The sequence below is a fragment of the Mesorhizobium sp. CNPSo 4670 genome (assembly GCF_057784235.1).
In genome coordinates this window covers 621,792-638,223 of record NZ_JBWJFQ010000001.1, presented here as the reverse complement: position 1 = coordinate 638,223, position 16,432 = coordinate 621,792, and the positions used below count along the sequence as shown (strand labels likewise).

Genomic DNA, 16,432 nt, shown 5'->3' with positions numbered 1-16,432 from the left:
TCTCCTCCCGGCCCATCACCTGGAGCCGACACACCCTTAAGCTGCGGCTCTTGAACCCGCCCTGATGGGCGTGTTCATTCGCTATTCAAGATAGTTCCCCATTCAAGATGCTTCCCCATTCAAGATATCGGCAAAGCGAGACGCAATGACCAAGACTTCCGCATTTCCGCACGTCAGCCCGCCAACGCCCGAGAAACGGCCGGTTTCCGACACGCATCACGGCATCACGCGAACCGACGACTACGCCTGGCTGCGGGCAGACAACTGGCAGGAGATGTTCCGGGATCCGTCATTGCTCGATGCGGGGATCCGCGCCGAGCTCGAGGCCGAGAACGCTTATCAGTCGAAGCTGATGGCCGACACGGCCGAGTTGCAGAAGCAGCTTTTCAAGGAAATGAAGGGGCGCATCAAGGAAGACGATTCCTCCGTACCGATGAAGGACGGACCCTATGCCTATGGCTCATCCTTCAAGCTTGGCGGTGAGCAGCCGCGTTATTTCCGCATGCCGCGCGACGGCGGCTCCGAGCAGATCCTGCTTGATGGCGACGCGGAGGCGGCGGGCAAGGCCTATTTCCGTCTTGGCGGCGTCGATCATTCGGCCGACCACCGCAAACTCTTGTGGGCATTCGACGACAAGGGCTCCGAATTCTACACGCTTCGCGTGCGCGACCTTGACGATGGCGAGGAGCTCGCCGACCAGATTCCCGACACGGGCGGTTCAGGCGTCTGGAACGCCGGCGATGACGGCTTCTTCTACACGCGCCTCGATCCCAACCACCGCCCGTCCAAGGTGCTGTTCCACGCGCTTGGGCAAAGCCCTGAAAGCGACCGGCTGATCTATGAGGAAACCGATCCCGGCTTCTTCATGAATGTCGACGGCACCCGCAACAACGAATGGATCATGATCGGCATCAACGATCACGAGACCTCGGAATACCGCCTGATGCGCGCCGGCGACCCGTTTGCCGAACCCAAGCTGGTCTCTCCACGCGAGATCGGCCTTCAATATGATCTGGAAGAAGGCGGTGACATCTTCTTCATCCTGACCAATGCCGATGGCGCCAAGGATTTCAAGATCATGACCGCGCCGGCGAGCGATCCGGTGCGCGCCAACTGGCAGGAACTGGTGCCGCATGAACCGGGCCGGCTGATCCTGTCGGTGATCGGCTTCAGGGACCACATGGTCCGGCTTGAACGCAAGGAAGGCCTGCCGCGCATCGTCGTGCGCGACCGCAGCAGCGGCGAGGAGCATCTTTTGTCCCTTGACGAAGAGGCGTTCTCGCTCGGCCTGTCGGGCTCCTATGAGTACGACACCGAGATCATGCGCTTTTCCTATTCGTCAATGACAACGCCGGCCCAGGTGTTCGACTACAATATGCGCACGCGCGAACGGGTGCTGCTCAAAACCCAGGAAGTGCCCTCCGGCCATGACCAGGATCACTACGTCACCAGGCGGCTGATGGCGCCCGCCGCTGACGGCGAATTGGTGCCGATCTCGCTCCTGCACCACCGCGACACGCCGCTGGATGGATCCGCGCCTTGCCTGCTTTACGGCTACGGCTCCTATGGCATCACGGTGCCGGCCGCATTCAACACCAACTGGTTCTCATTGGTCGACCGCGGCTTTGTCTTTGCCATCGCTCATGTCCGCGGCGGCAAGGACAAGGGCTATGGCTGGTACGATGACGGAAAACGGGCGCACAAGATGAATACGTTCACGGATTTCATCGCCTGTGCGCGCCACCTTGTTGCCGAGCGCTACACCGCGCATGACCGCATCGTCGCGCAAGGCGGTTCGGCCGGCGGCATGCTCATGGGCGCCATCGCCAACATGGCGCCGGACTGTTTTGGCGGCATCGTCGCCGAGGTGCCCTTCGTCGACGTGCTCACCACCATGCTCGACGCCAGCCTGCCGCTGACGCCGCCGGAATGGCCAGAATGGGGCAATCCGATCGCGTCCGCCAACGATTACCGAACCATCGCCGCCTATTCGCCCTATGACAATGTCGCCGCGCTCGACTATCCGCCAATCCTGGCGCTGGCCGGTCTCACCGATCCGCGCGTCACCTATTGGGAACCGGCCAAATGGGTGGCACGGCTGCGCGACCGCAAGAGCGGCGACAATCCCGTGCTGTTCAAGATCAACATGGATTCAGGCCACGCCGGCGCTTCCGGCCGGTTTTCGCGACTGGAGGAGATCGCCTATACTTATTCCTTCGCATTGAAGGTGATGGGCAAGGCGCAGCTTACAGGAGAGATTCGCCAATGATCGATCTGTCAACATTGACAGCCTACATCGCGGTTGTGCTCGGTTTTGTCTTCATTCCAGGGCCAGCCACCCTCCTTACCGTCGCGCGGGCAACGAGTTCCGGAACGAAGGTGGGCATTGCGACGGGTGCCGGGATCGCGGCCGGCGACGTGGTTCACACCGTCATGGCCATGGTCGGCATATCGGCGATCATCGCCACTTCGGCGGCGCTGTTCAGCATCGTAAAGTACATTGGCGCCGCCTACCTCGTTTATCTCGGCATTCGCGCGATCCTCGAGAAAACACCGGCCAACCCGGCTGCCGGCGCGCTTGCCATCTCCGCCGGCAAGGCGTTTCGACAGGCTATCCTGACCGAAGTGCTCAACCCCAAGACCGCGCTTTTCTTCCTTGCATTCCTGCCTCAGTTCGTGCGGCCTGAAAACGGGTCGGTGATGCTTCAGTTGACCACACTAGGGGTCATCTTTGTCATGCTGGGTCTTCTCAGCACGGTCGTCTTTGCAGTCAGCGCCGGTCGGCTTGGCACTTTCCTGCGCCGAAACCCGAGGGTGCTCAATTGGCAAGGCAAGATTGTCGGCGGCATCTACTGTGCTTTGGGCGTCCGTCTGGCATTGCAGCAGCGCTGACGCGCAGCGAGGTGGCGGCACTGCGCCGCCGGCCGCTCATGGTCATCATTTTTTGATTTGCGCATGGTTCCCTTCCGACGCTTCTGTTCCAGCTATGTGAAGTGGTTTTTCCGCTCGCAATTGCAATGGCTGCGCGCTACCCAGTGCGCGGCTTCTGAGAGGCCGCCACAGCCCCAATCGCGTAAAGGTCCATTATGCTGCTCGTCGACGTCTATCTCGACAAATCGCCCATCCAGGGCATCGGCGTCTTTGCCAAGAACCGCATTCCCCGCGGCACGCGGATATGGAAGCTCGATCCACGATTCGACCGGCTCATCAAGGTCGAGACCTATGAGGGCGAGAGCGGGCCGGTGAAGAGCTATCTCGACCGCTATTCCTATCCCGACAGGCGCGACCCGAACTACATCGTCTTCGAAGCCGACGATGCGCGCTACATGAACCATGCCGACGAGCCGAATTGCGACGTCTCCTCGCCCGAGGAGAGCTTTGCGCTGCGTGACATCGCGCCTGGCGAGGAGCTGACCTGCAACTACAACCATTTCTTCGAGATGGGCTTCGACTTCCTGGGCGACCGGCACCTGGCGTCCGACGGCTAGAGCGCCTGACGAGAGTCATGCCGCGCTTCATTTATTGTTTCAAAACATGGCGTTGACTTAAACCGCCGCGCAGTCTTGGGCGATGTGTGTCAGTTCGCCGTCTTCTTGCGCGCCGGATAGCCGTTTGGATGCGGCGGGACCGCCTTGAGGTAAGCGGCGATCGCCGCACGATCCCCCGCGGTCAGTTCGGCCATGTTCTTCTGCACGTCGACCATCGCGCCGCCAACGGAATCGAAATCGGGCGTGAAGCCGGTTTCGAGGTAGTTGGCGATGTCGGCTTCAGACCAGTTGCCAATGCCGCCCTCGCCCGATGTGATGTTGGGCACGACGCCGCTGCCTTCGGCCGCCACGGCGCCCGCCAGCCACTCGCTCTTCTTCGTCCCGCCCGCAAAGTCGCGCGGCGTGTGGCATTCGCCGCAATGGCCCGGCCCTTCGACCAGGTAGCGACCAGCCATCACCGGATCAGGCGTGCCTTCGGGAAGCGAAACGACCGGCTGATCGCCGAGATAAAGCAGTTTCCAAAGGCCGATGCCGCGGCGGATGTTGAACGGGAACGCCAGCGAATTGCCTGGCGCCTTGCCGGCGACGGCCGGCAGCGTTTTCAGGAAGGCATAGAGGTCGGCAATGTCGCCCGGTTTCATGCGGGCGTAGGACGCATAGGGGAACGCCGGATATAAATGCTCGCCCGACGGCGACACCCCCTTCAGCATGGCATTGGCGAGGTCCTCGACCGACCATGCGCCGATGCCGTCCTTGGCGTCCTGCGAAATGTTGGGCGGCACGAAGGTGCCGAATGGCGTCTTGAGCGCGAGGCCACCCACCAGCTGAAGCTGGGCATCGCCATGCGACCCCGGCTTTGCATGGCACGAGGTGCAACCGCCGGCATAGAAAATGCGCTTGCCCCTGGCCGCGTCGCCAGGGCCGAGCTTGGCCAGGGTCTCGCTGTCGAGCCTCACCGGCGCCGACAGGGCCCACCCAGCAACCGCGCCGACGCCGCCCAGAACGACGAGGGCGCCGACGAGCTTTTTCAGCCAGGGCATGGCCCGCTATCAGCCCTTTTTCACTCGATAGGTCTGGTGGCAGGTGCCGCAGTTGGACGCGATGGTGTCAAATTGCGCCTTCAACGTATCGACGTCTGCGGGAGCGGCAGCGGTCGCTGCCTTGACGTCGGCGATAAATTTGTCGTTGGCCGCCTTGAAGCCGGCCATGTCTTCCCAGATCTTCGGCGCAGCCGTGGTGTCGCCCGTGTCGCTGCCGGCCGGGAACAGCGCGTCGACATCGACCTTCTCGGCATTCGCTTGCAGTGCTTGCAGAGCCGTCAGCACAGCCGTGGCATCAAAAGGCTCCTCGCCCTTTACCACCTTGGAAATGCCGCCGACGATCTTTCCACGCTCCTTCATCAGAGCCTGCCGATCGAGGATCGGGTCGGCAAAGGCCGCCGACGCCGCGAGGGCGAGCATTGAGATGGCGATGACAAGCTTTCTCATTAAATTGGCTCCATGATGAAGGTATTTTGGGGATGAGGGCATTTCGGGACAGGACGTTAACGGATGCGACTGGCGGAATATTCCCTTCGCCTCGGATGAATTTGCTGCGCCACAGCAAAAGAAAAGCCCCGGGGTGCCGGGGCTTTCTGGAGATCGATCAGGACATCAAATGCGTCGCGCCCAAAGGGACCCAAACGATGCGGTTTGGGCCCTTGTTTTCGTGTACCTTGTGGTCCCCAAAACCGCTGCGCACTTTTGGGCGACATGCGTCAGGCCTTTTCGTACATCTCGAGCACATGATCCCAGTTGATCAGGCTATCGACGAACGCCTCGAGATATTTCGGCCGGGCGTTGCGATAGTCGATGTAGTAGGAGTGCTCCCAGACATCGACGCCTAGGATCGGCGACGCGCCATGGACGAGCGGATTTTCGCCGTTCGGCGTCTTGGAGATCGCCAGCTTGCCGTCCTTGACCGAAACCCAGGCCCAGCCTGAGCCGAACTGCGTCGTGCCGGCGGCGATGAAATCGGCCTTGAATTTGTCGTACCCGCCGAGGTCGCTGTCGACTGCTTTCTGCAGGGCGCCGGGCAATTTGTTGCCGCCGCCGCCCTTCTTCATCCACTTCCAGAAATGGATGTGGTTGTAGTGCTGGGCGGCATTGTTGAAGAGGCCGGCATTCTTGCCGAACGACTGCTTGACCACCTCTTCGACCGACAGATCGCCCATGCCGGCTTCCGCGGCCAGCTTGTTGCCGTTGTCGACATAGGCCTTGTGGTGCTTGTCGTGGTGATATTCCAGCGTCTCTTTCGACATGTAAGGCTGCAAGGCCTCATAGTCGTAAGGCAGAGCGGGCAATTCAAAAGCCATGGGTAGTACTCCCTCGTGGAAAAATCCGGTGTCGATACCGGACTAAGATAGGTCTGGATTGAGCTCGGACAACTCCGGAATGAAGCGCCGGTTCCCTTTCTAGGCGGGTAGCGGAAAACTGTCACACGGTTTTCCGACGACGAACCGCGCAGCGACAAAAGGCCGGGCCGGACGCGTCAGCCAGCCGACGTCGAATGCGCCCAATCCCAATAAAGCTCGCGCGCCTTCTTGGCCACCGGCCCGGGTTGCAGGTTGCGCTCCTCGATGCGCGTGATCGGCACCACCTTGGAATGGTTTCCGGTCGAAAAGATTTCGTCCGCTTCCAGGAAATCCCGTATCGACAGCGTCTTTTCGGTGGTTTTGAAGCCGTACTCGCCAAGCAGCGTCATGGTGCGCGAGCGGGTGATGCCGGACAGGAAGGTGCCGTTCGGCGCCGGCGTCAGCACATGGCCATCCTTGACCAGGAAGATGTTCGAGGTTCCGGTCTCGGCGACGTTGCCCAGCATGTCGAGCACCAGCGCGTTGTCGAACCCGCGCATCTTGGCTTCGAGAATGGCACGGCCGTTGTTGGGATATAGGCAGCCGGCCTTGGCGTTGGTCGGCATGGTTTCGATGGTCGGGCGCCGGAACGGCGACACGGTCACCGAAAAGCCGGTCGGCGGGATCATCGGCGACTCATAGAGGCAAAGGCAAAAACGCGTCGAGGCGGGATCGGCCGGCACGCCCATATAACCGCCATGCTCGGCCCAATACATCGGCCTGATGTAGACGGCTGTCTTGCCATCGAACTTCTTCAACCCGTCCCAGGTAAGCCCGACGATCTTGTCGGCGGTCATCGACGGCTTGAGGCCGAGCGCAATCGCCGAGGAATTCACCCTGGCGGCATGGCGGTCGAGGTCGGGGGCAACGCCTTCGAACCAGCGGCCGCCGTCGAACACGCTGGTGCCAAGCCACATGGCGTGGCTGCGCGGCCCCAGAATGGCGACATTGCCCTCGTGCCAATCACCATCGACGAAAGTCCATGTCGTAGATAGTGCCTCAGCCGCCAGTGTCATCGCGTTGTCCCGTCCCGATCGATCTCGTGTGACAGCCATTGGAAGATGCTTTGGCGGGCGCCGTCAACCGGCATTGCGGAGTTTTGTTGAGGCCAGCGGCGCGTGCGATGCAATCAAAGCTTGCACCTTGTCATGCCTCGCCTCAAAACTGTTGCCATGCAATACGCCGCCTATGTTTTCGATGCCTACGGCACGCTGTTCGACGTCCATGCCGCCGTGCGCCGTCATGCCGACCAGATTGGGCCGGACGGCCAATTGTTGTCCGAAATCTGGCGCGCCAAACAGCTCGAATATTCCTGGGTGCGCACACTGATGGGCGCCTATGCCGATTTCTGGCAACTGACGGAACAGGCGCTCGATTTCGCCTTGCGCAAGGTTCCCTCGGCCGATCCTGGCCTCAAGGCCAAACTGCTGGACGCCTACTGGCGGCTGGATTGCTATCCCGAAGTGCCGGCCGTGCTCAAGGCGCTCAAGGCTTCGGGAGCCAAACTGGCGATCCTGTCCAACGGCTCGCCCGAGATGCTGCAGGCAGCGGTCAAGTCCGCCGCGCTCGATCAGGTTCTGGACGACATCTATTCGGTCGATACGGTCAGGCGCTTCAAGACCGATCCGGCGGTCTACGACATGGTCACCACCGGCTGGCGCCTCTATCCCAACGCGGTTTCCTTCCAGTCCTCCAATCGCTGGGACATCGCCGGTGCGACCAAATTCGGCTTCCGCACGGTCTGGATCAACCGTTCCAACCAGCCGGAAGAGTACCGGGACTTTCCACCGGCCCTGATCCTGCCATCGCTCGAAGCATTGGTGCCCGGCAGCTAGGTTGCAAAGCTGTGTCTCTGACGCCACAGTGGCAGCGCAGTCACAGCTTCGCCTTTGTTTGTCCACGTTCGGGCCAGAATCGGAACCGCCTATCGCGCCGGGTGTTGTCAGACACCCACGCAGCAATCGGCGTTTCAACCTTTGTTGCGATTTGACACCTAAAGAAGGCAACCATGTCCATAGCCGAAATCGAATCCGTTCGCCTGAGCCGTCGCGGCTTTCTCAACGCCGCTGCATTGGGCGCCGCTTCGATCGCGGTTTCAGCATGCGCCACCACCGGGCCGGAACCGGTCGAGCCGCCACCGCCGCCAACCTATGTCGAGCCGCCGCTGCCCGACTATGCGACGATGTATGCGGCCGTCAGCGACGGCGGCTTCGACCTTCCGCCAATACCGTTCGAGAGGATCGATCCGCAGTTCCTGCGCCAGATCGTGCCTGATCCGACGGGACAGAAACCCGGCACCATCATCGTCGACACGACCGGGCACCATCTGTATCTCGTGCGCCAGGGCGGCCAGGCGATCCGCTACGGCGTTGGCCTCGGCCGCGCCGGCTTCGAATGGTCCGGCGACGCCGTCGTCCAGTGGAAGCAGAAATGGCCGAAATGGACGCCGCCGGATGAAATGGTCGCCCGGCAGCCGGAACTGAAGCCATACAGCGCCGAAAATGGCGGCATGCCGGGCGGGCTGAAGAATCCGCTCGGGGCGCGCGCTCTCTACCTCTTCCAAGGCGACGTCGACACGCTCTACCGCCTGCACGGCTCGCCCGAATGGAAGTCAATCGGCAAGTCGGTCTCGTCAGGCTGCGTGCGCCTGATGAACCAGGACATCATCGACCTCTACGACCGCGTGCCTTCGAAGACACCGGTGATCGTGACCAGCGATGTCACCCAGCCGATGGTGGCAACGGCCAACCGCCGGGCTATTCCGATCGACGCCGGCGTGCCGGACGGATCGGTCCTGCTCGGGCCGGTGAAGGCGATCACGAATTCGATTTTCTGAGCCGCGGGGTGCAAGCATTCGTGCGCATTTTCGGACGTGCAGGTTTTGACGAAGGCCATCAATCTGTCGGGGGTGCCGCGACGCCGGCGTAGTGGCTTCCCAATTGCCAGAAGGGCAGCGAGAACCGCCCGCGCTCTTCTTCAACGAGACTGAAGCCCGCCCCGCGGATCAAGAGCAACGGATCGCGATTGAGGTGGCAGCCGCCGGCGATCCGCCCCCACAGCCTGTTCACGCGCTCCTGCCATCTGCGGCAACGCGGCTCCTCGGCCTGGCCGTGCTCTATGAAGATCAGCCGGCCCGTCGGCTTCAAGATGCGTCGGATTTCGGCCAGCGCCGCCTCAGGGTCCGGAATGGTACAGAAGGCGTAGGTGACCACAACCGTGTCGGCGAAGACATCGGCAAGCGGCAGGCTTTCGCCGCTGGCCCGTACGCATTCGACATCGAACGGCAAGGAACGGCTCTTCGGTCCGGCCAGGCCGAGCATCGTGCCGTCGGGATCGACGCCGATCAGCCGCTCGACCCTGGCAGCGTCGTAATAGGGAAGGTTCAGGCCGGACCCGAAGCCGACTTCGACGACTATGCCCTCTGCCCGCGGGACCATTCGCCTTCGCATGTGCGCGAATGTGTTGGCCGAACAGCCGGCGTGGACGACGTAGGGAGCAATGCAGCGTGCATACCAGGAGAGACAGGTTTGGCACATGGCTTAGCCTCCTTGCCTTGTGTTCTGAGCGCCGACACGGTCCAGAAAAGCGTCGACCGCCGGCGCCACGGTGTCGACATCGAGGAAGGCGGTGACATGGTTCTTGCCCGCGAGCGGCAGAAACTCGCCGCCCGCCAGTGCCGCGAAATTCCGGACGGGCTCGCAACGGGGATCGAGCGTGCCGCTGATTGCCAACACCGGTATCCCCAGCCCCGCGAAGGCCGCCGAGAAATCCAGCCTGTCCTTGGCAAGGCTTGCTTGAACAGCGGTGAGATCGTTGGCCCGGATCCGCCGGCTTGCAGCCGGCGAAAGGTCGGGGGCCAGTTGCGTCAAGAAGGCGAGCCAGGTCTCGAAGTCATTCTTGAGCGCCGCTCGGAGGGAGGTGAGATCCTCCGCGTACGGATGCGCGCCATTGACGACGAGCGCGCTGACGCGGTCCGGGTGGTAGAGAGCCACGGCCAGCCCGACCACGCCGCCCATTGAATGTCCCATCAGTGCAGCATGCTGGACGCCGGCACTGTCGAGCACGGCAACGACATCTGCTGCCCGCCTGAGCCCGGAATAGGCGATCGGGTTGTGAGGCTTTCCGCTCCGGCCATGGCCGCGGCAATCGATGAGGATCAGCCGGCGCCCGCGCCGCAGCAACTGGTCGACGTAGCCCGCCTCGTGCCAGGACTCGCTGTTTTCGGTCACGCCATGCAGCAGTACGAGCGGCTCGCCGCGACCCAGGTCCTGGTAGGCGATAGAGATGCCGTCCCTGGCAACAGCCTCGGACGTGCGATGATAGGTGAGAGTATTGACCGGTGACATTTCTCGCTCCAAGGGAAGTCTCCTGATTGGGCCCAATCGGCCCGACCTCCTGGGGTGGATAGAAGGCCGGCGTCCCCTCAACGTCCCCGCGCGGCCGCATACGGATCGATGGAGCGATTGGAGTTCCGACTTCTGGGTTTTCCTGAGTTCCGTCTGAACGGGCGGCGGGTGGAACTTGCCTTGCGCAAGGCGGCAGCGCTTCTCGTCTACCTCGCCGAGGCCGCCGGGCCTGTGGCGCGTGAGGTCGCAGCCACGCTTCTGTGGCCCGAAACCGACGAGGAAGCCGCACGCGCACGCCTTCGGCGCACGCTGTATAAAATCCGCATCGCGTTCGGCAGCGAGGTTATCGCTACCAGCGGAACATCCCTAAGCCTTCACCCGGCGCTGTCCGTTGAGGTCGACTCCAAGGTCTTCGAGCATGTCTGCAATGTCGGTCCTCTCGACGAGGCAGCCGACATGCTTAGGGGCGACTATCTCGCCGGCTTCTCCGTCCCTGACTGTCCGGGATTCGAGGAATGGGTCTTCTTCAGGCGCGAGGCCCTGCGCAGCCGACTCGTGCAGGCGCTGGAGCGCCTCATCGAAGCGAAGATCGCCGCCGGTGAGCCTCGCAGCGCGGTCATGCACGCGACGCGCCTGACGGGACTGGACCCTTTGAGTGAAAGTGCGCACCGTCACCTGATCCGTGCCCACCTGGCGGCCGGGGACAGGGCGGCAGCCGAGCGCCAAAGGGACACCTGTGTTCGGTTGCTGCGGGAAGAACTCGGCATAGCGCCGGACCCAGCCACGCTTGCCCTGCTGCGTGAGCCACCTCGCGATGCCGCCCTGGACGTGCCCAGAACGCGCTATGTCGAGGTGGACGGCATCCATATCGCCTACCAGATCGTTGGCAGCGGTCCGATGGATGTCGTGCTCGTTCCGGGCTTCATTTCACACGTCGAGCGTATCTGGGAAGACAGAAGCTGCCGCGCCTGGATCACCGCGGTTTCGCATCTCGGCCGCCTGATCCTTTTCGACCGGCGAGGTATGGGACTTTCCGACCGTGTCGGTGCCCGCCCGACCGTCGAAGCGACGGCACAGGACATTCTGGCGGTAATGAACGCGGCCAGCAGCCGTAGGGCCCTGCTCATCGGCGCGTCGGAAGGTGGGCCGGGTTGTGTCCGTTTTGCCGTAAACCACTCCGATCGCCTGATCGGTCTTGTTCTCTGGGGGTCCCTTGCGAAAGGCAGCCGCGCACCCGACTATCCTTTTGCCCTGACCGTCGCGCAATACGATCTGTGGAAGCAACGACTGCTCGCCAGTTGGGGTGGCCCGGCGGAAATCGAAACTTTCGCCCCGAGCCTGGCCGCAGACCGCCAGGCGCAGACCTGGTGGGCTGGGTTGCTCAGGGCAGCCTCCAGTCCCGGCGCGATCGCGGGTCTCCTGGAAGCGCTACGTGATACCGATGTCCGTCATCTCCTTGCGAAGGTTTCGGCAAGGACGACGGTCCTGCACCGCTCCGGCGACCGCGCCGTTCGCATCGAAGCCGGGCGCTTCCTCGCGGCCAACATCCCAGGCGCGACGTTTATTGAGGTTGCCGGTAACGATCACTGGTTCTGGGTCGGCGACCAACAGCCGCTGCTTAACAGCATTGGCGCGTTTGCACGACGTAGCTGATCGCTCAGGCGGGCCGGTGAAGGCCATCACGAATTCGATTTTCTGAGCCACAGTCGAAATGCGCCGACAGCGGACGACACCAATGGGGGCTGTGGCATTGAAGGTTCTACCGGAGCGTCGCCAGCAGGTGTTCGGCAGCCTTGACATCCGCCGTATTCAGGCCCTCCACAAAATGCGCCGCAACCGGTTGCAAGAGCTCGCGAGCGCTATTGATCTCCCCGCGCCCGGCCATGAGCGTCGTCATGTCGATTGCGGTTCGCAACTCCCATGCCCGCGCGTGCTGACTGCGGCTCAACTCCAGTGCCTGCATGAGGTAGGCCGCAGCTTCGTCGCGGTTGCGTTGCGACTGGAGAAGAAGGCTTCCCTTCATCCGCAGCAACTCCGGGAGGTACAATTGGTCGCCGTTCTTTTCGACGAGGCCAAGCGACTCGTCGATCAGCGCAGTTGCTTCATCGACCTGACCGATTGCGGACAATCCCCTGACCAGCGAGAGGTTGAGCGGCGTCGTGAGCAATTCGTAAGGTGCCGCGTGCAGCTTCTGAAGAGACGTCTGCAGGCCCTCGACACCGCCTTCTGCATCGCCTTGACGGATCGCTACCTCGCTTTTGAATCCCCGACCGACCAGCAGGTAAGGAGTCATGGAATGGGATTCCGCGCGGGCGATGAGCATGTCGATGTACGCCTCGGCGCTCTTCAGGTCGCCCGTCCACAGGAAGACCGATATCGCCCAGATCAACGCGATCGCCAGCGTTAGAGAATGATCCATGGCGGCAGCCTCTTCGACGGCCTGCCGAGCATGCGCCATGGCTTGATCCGGATGGCCCTGCAGCCAAAGGTTCCTCGCCAGAATTGCCCTGGCCAGGATTTTGCCTTCGAAGCCCAGATAGATCGTCGTGGTCCGCTGAGAGCGCGGCCCACGGTTGAGCGCCGCCTCCAGCTCGGCGCGCGCCGCCGCGAGGTCGCCTCGCATGTGAAGCGAGATGCCCAGGATCGAGTGTGCAAGCGCAATCGCGACCGAGTCCTCCAGACCGGCGGCTGTGGCTGAACAACGTCTTGCAATTTCGAGGGCGGTTACGAAATTGCCCGTCCGCAGATGGAACATGTTGAGCGGACCCAACAGGCGCACCTGATCCAGCGGATCGCCGCGCTCCTCGGCGATCGCTAGGCTTCTCTGCAGGGCTGCGCGCGCCCTGTCGCGTCCTCCCCGCATGAACATGAAGGACACGCCGAGAGCGGCCTGAAGGTGCATCTCGTCAAGTCCGCCAAGGCCGGCACCGTCGGAAGCCAATATCGCTCTTTCAGACCAGCGATGACACTCGGGCAACAAGGACATCGCCAGGAAAACCGGCGCGGCAGCGATGGCGAGTCCCATGCCGATGTCGGCGTTTCCGTTGTTGCCGAAGCACCACTCCAGGGCAGCTCGGACATTGTTGATGGCGGCGAAGTGAGGAGCCCGTTCTTCACCGGTCGCCAGTTTCGGCCATCCGATCCCTGTCTGCTCCAGCCATCTCCGATAGTAGGCGGCGTGGCGCACTGCGAGATCGGCAGCCTCCGCGTCATCGATCCGGATATCGAGAACGTAGGCGCGCGTGGTATCGAGGAGCCGGTAGCGTATCATCGCTCCGGCCGGACGCGTCGCTACAATCGATTTGGCGACGAGACTGTCCATGGCGCCGAGGACGGTCGATCGATCGAGGGTCGCGCTCGTCACCACCTCCAGTGCGGCATCGAGCGTGAAATGACCGACGAACACGGCGAGCCTGCGCAACACCGCGCGCTCAAGGTTGGTCAGGAGCCCAAAGCTCCAGTCCAGTGTCGCCTGGAGGGTTTGCTGACGCGGCGGCGCGGTCCGCGAACCGAGCCACAGCAGTGTCAGGCGTTGATCAAGAAGTGCGGCGGTCTGTTGCAGCCCATAGGATTCGACGCGCCTGGCCGCCAGTTCGATGGAGAGCGCCACTCCGTCGAGCTTTCGACAGATGCTTGCGATGAGCAGGGCCTCCGCATCGCTGACGTCCAAACGAGCGCCGCCTGCCACCGCTCGTTCGACGAAAAGTTGGGTGGCCGGGAAGGTCTGGACAATGGCCGCCGTTAGTCCAGGTTCGTCCGGCGGATAGGCAAGCGCATCCAATCGATAGATATGCTCGCCCTCAACCCGAAGCACCTCGCGGCTCGTCGCCAGGATGTGGACCTGTGACGCCGCATCGACGATGCTTGCTGCCAAAGGCGCCACCGCATCCAAGAGATGCTCACAGGTATCGAGGATCAAGAGAATCCGCTTGTTGCGCAAGTAGGCGATCAGGTTGGGCGTGGCATCTTCTGTTTGAACGGATAGCCCAAGCATCGAGGCGACGGCTGTCGTCACCAGACCGGGATCACCGATCATTCCCAGATCGACGAACAGAACTGCCCCATAAAATGCGTCGATCAGATGATGCCCGACTGCGATCGCTACGGTGGTTTTGCCGACACCGCCGGCGCCAACGATGGTGACGAACCGCGAAGCATTCAGCTGCGCCGACAGCTTGAGAACGTCCTCATCCCGCCCGACCATTCTGCTCAAGCGGTTTGGAAGATTCGCATGCGGAAACCCGGCGGCGATGAGTGGGGCTTCGTCGTGTGGGCTGCTTAATCGCGAGACCGGTGCAACGAAGCAATAGCCGCGCCCCGGAAGCGTCGCGATGTAACGCGCGCCATCCTTTCCATCGCCCAGCGCCTTGCGCAGTCCGGTCATGTGGAACCGCAGGCTGCCTTCCTCGACAACCACATCGGGCCAGACCCGCGACATCAAATCCTTCTTGCTGACGACTTCATTCGGCGCGGAAGTCAGGACGATGAGAATTTCAAGGGCGCGCGAGCCCAGCTCTACGGGAGCGCCTTCTCTTGTCAGGAGCCTTTCACCCGCAGCCAAGTAGAAAGGGCCAAACGACAATCTGTCCTTGGCCTGACTTGCCGTTATCGTCATGGCGTCTCTTCTTTTGGGAGCCGCCTGCACCCAGCGCCTCAGTTTAAGTCAAGGAGCGCTCCCGCACCATAGGGAGTCTCCACTGTCTGGCGTCTCCCATCTGCTCAAAAAAGCGGCAGGCGGGCAGCGACTAACAAGAGCTCACGACGCATAACGGGCTAATCTCATCTTCCGGGGGTACGTCAAGCAGTGCAGATCGCATCCATCAACCCCAGGAGAGTCCCATGGACACGACCAGAACCTCCGAAACAATCGACCAGGATCGCCGGCGACTTTTGGGCACTGCCGCGGTCGGCATCGCCGCCGCAGGCGCCGCGAGCCTGCTCCCGTCACAAAAGGCCGCCGCATCAACCAGCGATGGCATCCGCCCCTTCACCGTTAGCTTCCCGCAGGAAGAGCTCACCGAGCTTCGCCGGCGCATCGTCGCTACGCGCTGGCCCGAGCGCGAGCTCGTATCCGACGAGGCCTCCCGGCGGATCTGGTCGACCCCGGCAACGGTAGGGCCAACGCAGGGCGTGCAACTCGCCACGATGCAGAAGCTCATGAAGTACTGGGGAACGGAATATGACTGGAGCAAATGCGAGGCGCGGTTGAAGGCGCTGCCGAATTTCGTCACCGAGATCGACGGCCTCGACATCCACTTCATCCACGTGAAATCCAAGCATCAGGGCGCCCTGCCTGTCATCATCACGCATGGCTGGCCCGGTTCGGTCATCGAACTCCTGAAGATCATCGATCCGTTCACCAATCCCACCGCGCACGGCGGTGCCGAGGCCGACGCGTTCGACGTGGTGATCCCGTCGATGCCGGGCTACGGCTTTTCCGGCAAGCCAACCGAAACCGGTTGGGATCCAGCGCGCATCGCGCGGGCGTGGATCGTGCTAATGAAGCGCCTCGGCTACGACCGGTATGTCGCGCAGGGTGGCGATTGGGGAGCACTTATCACCGAACAGATGGCGCTGATCGCACCTCCCGAACTGGCCGCCATCCACACGAACATGCCGGGGACCATTCCGCCCGAGATCGTGAAGGCGCTTGCCTCTGGCGGCCCGCCCCCTGCCGATCTCGGCCCCGATGAGAAGCGCGCCTACGAGCAGGTCGCGTTTTTCTACAAGAACGGCCTGGGCTACGCCAACGAAATGGCGCTTCGTCCGCAAACGCTCTACGGGATCGTCGATTCACCGGCCGGCCTGGCGGCGTGGATCCTCGATCACGATGCGGACAGCTGTGCGCTGATCGCCCGCTCCTTCGACGGAGAGCCGGAGGGCCTTACCCGCGACGACATCCTCGACAACATCACGTTCTACTGGCTGACCAACACGGCGATCTCGTCGGCACGTCTCTATTGGGAACACTCGCAAACGGCGAAGGCCGGCTTCTTCGACGCCAAGGGCATCACAATTCCTGTCGGCGCCACTGCGAACCCCAGCGAAATCTACACAGCGCCGAAGAGCTGGACTGAACGCGCGTTCCCGAAGCTTCTGCATTACGGCCGCACAGACAAGGGCTGCCATTTCGCGGCCTGGGAACAGCCGAAGATCTTCACCGATGAGGTGCGCGCAACATTCAAGACGTTGCAGACCTGACGTGT

The 16,432-nt window shown here is 62.3% G+C and carries 14 protein-coding genes; 7 read left to right on the top strand and 7 right to left on the bottom strand.

All coding sequences use genetic code 11. The features are described 5' to 3' along the window. Positions 1 to 145 precede the first annotated feature (145 nt). The 3 genes from AC0ZT5_RS02870 (at position 146) to AC0ZT5_RS02860 (ending at position 3,488) form a co-directional block, all read left to right on the top strand. Complete coding sequence (locus AC0ZT5_RS02870) at positions 146 to 2,269, top strand: S9 family peptidase (protein ID WP_488495177.1); 2,124 nt, start codon at positions 146 to 148, stop codon at positions 2,267 to 2,269. Beyond that, positions 2,266 to 2,892, top strand: coding sequence for a LysE family translocator (locus AC0ZT5_RS02865; protein ID WP_488495176.1), 627 nt, complete (start codon positions 2,266 to 2,268; stop codon positions 2,890 to 2,892). Before AC0ZT5_RS02870 ends, AC0ZT5_RS02865 begins: the two co-directional genes overlap by 4 nt. A 194-nt stretch (positions 2,893 to 3,086) precedes the next feature. Next, positions 3,087 to 3,488 carry an SET domain-containing protein gene (locus tag AC0ZT5_RS02860; protein WP_477283423.1) on the top strand — a complete coding sequence of 134 codons (402 nt, stop codon included), beginning with the start codon at positions 3,087 to 3,089 and terminating at the stop codon, positions 3,486 to 3,488. Between the two features lie 89 nt (positions 3,489 to 3,577). On the opposite strand, the gene AC0ZT5_RS02855 is transcribed toward AC0ZT5_RS02860, so the two are convergent. The 4 genes from AC0ZT5_RS02855 to AC0ZT5_RS02840 all read right to left on the bottom strand — a co-directional run bounded on the left by AC0ZT5_RS02855 (position 3,578) and on the right by AC0ZT5_RS02840 (position 6,896). Further along, the gene (locus AC0ZT5_RS02855; protein ID WP_488495175.1) at positions 3,578 to 4,528 is read right to left on the bottom strand and encodes a cytochrome c; all 951 of its coding nucleotides are present in this window, start codon (positions 4,526 to 4,528) and stop codon (positions 3,578 to 3,580) included. A gap of 9 nt (positions 4,529 to 4,537) precedes the next feature. Continuing rightward, complete coding sequence (locus AC0ZT5_RS02850; protein WP_488495174.1) at positions 4,538 to 4,975, bottom strand: c-type cytochrome; 438 nt, start codon at positions 4,973 to 4,975, stop codon at positions 4,538 to 4,540. 269 nt (positions 4,976 to 5,244) lie between these two features. Then, complete coding sequence (locus tag AC0ZT5_RS02845) at positions 5,245 to 5,841, bottom strand: superoxide dismutase (protein ID WP_379026589.1); 597 nt, start codon at positions 5,839 to 5,841, stop codon at positions 5,245 to 5,247. Positions 5,842 to 6,017: 176 nt separating this feature from the next. Further along, the gene (locus AC0ZT5_RS02840; RefSeq protein ID WP_488495173.1) at positions 6,018 to 6,896 is read right to left on the bottom strand and encodes a branched-chain amino acid aminotransferase; all 879 of its coding nucleotides are present in this window, start codon (positions 6,894 to 6,896) and stop codon (positions 6,018 to 6,020) included. Positions 6,897 to 7,052: 156 nt separating this feature from the next. Here AC0ZT5_RS02840 and AC0ZT5_RS02835 point away from each other — a divergent pair, with 156 nt between their 5' ends. Both AC0ZT5_RS02835 and AC0ZT5_RS02830 read left to right on the top strand, forming a co-directional pair. Then, a complete protein-coding gene (locus AC0ZT5_RS02835) occupies positions 7,053 to 7,715 on the top strand; it encodes a haloacid dehalogenase type II (protein ID WP_095089865.1) in 663 nt (220 codons plus the stop codon). A 173-nt stretch (positions 7,716 to 7,888) separates the two neighbouring features. After that, positions 7,889 to 8,716, top strand: coding sequence for a L,D-transpeptidase (locus AC0ZT5_RS02830; protein WP_488495172.1), 828 nt, complete (start codon positions 7,889 to 7,891; stop codon positions 8,714 to 8,716). Positions 8,717 to 8,774: 58 nt separating this feature from the next. Here the strand turns inward: AC0ZT5_RS02830 and AC0ZT5_RS02825 are convergent, their stop codons facing one another. Further along, entirely contained in the window at positions 8,775 to 9,317 is a 543-nt protein-coding gene (locus AC0ZT5_RS02825) for a class I SAM-dependent methyltransferase (RefSeq protein ID WP_488495171.1), read from the bottom strand. Between the two features lie 102 nt (positions 9,318 to 9,419). Then, complete coding sequence (locus AC0ZT5_RS02820; protein WP_488495170.1) at positions 9,420 to 10,226, bottom strand: alpha/beta fold hydrolase; 807 nt, start codon at positions 10,224 to 10,226, stop codon at positions 9,420 to 9,422. A 108-nt stretch (positions 10,227 to 10,334) separates the two neighbouring features. Between AC0ZT5_RS02820 and AC0ZT5_RS02815 the strand changes: the two genes are divergently transcribed. Then, positions 10,335 to 11,879 carry a bifunctional AfsR/SARP family transcriptional regulator/alpha/beta hydrolase gene (locus tag AC0ZT5_RS02815; protein ID WP_488495169.1) on the top strand — a complete coding sequence of 515 codons (1,545 nt, stop codon included), beginning with the start codon at positions 10,335 to 10,337 and terminating at the stop codon, positions 11,877 to 11,879. A 106-nt stretch (positions 11,880 to 11,985) separates the two neighbouring features. Here AC0ZT5_RS02815 and AC0ZT5_RS02810 read toward each other — a convergent pair whose 3' ends face one another. Further along, positions 11,986 to 14,841 (bottom strand): ATP-binding protein, encoded by a 2,856-nt coding sequence (locus AC0ZT5_RS02810; RefSeq protein WP_488495168.1) that lies wholly within the window; start codon positions 14,839 to 14,841, stop codon positions 11,986 to 11,988. A 224-nt stretch (positions 14,842 to 15,065) separates the two neighbouring features. Between AC0ZT5_RS02810 and AC0ZT5_RS02805 the strand changes: the two genes are divergently transcribed. Continuing rightward, entirely contained in the window at positions 15,066 to 16,427 is a 1,362-nt protein-coding gene (locus AC0ZT5_RS02805; RefSeq protein ID WP_488495167.1) for an epoxide hydrolase family protein, read from the top strand. Positions 16,428 to 16,432: the final 5 nt, after the last annotated feature.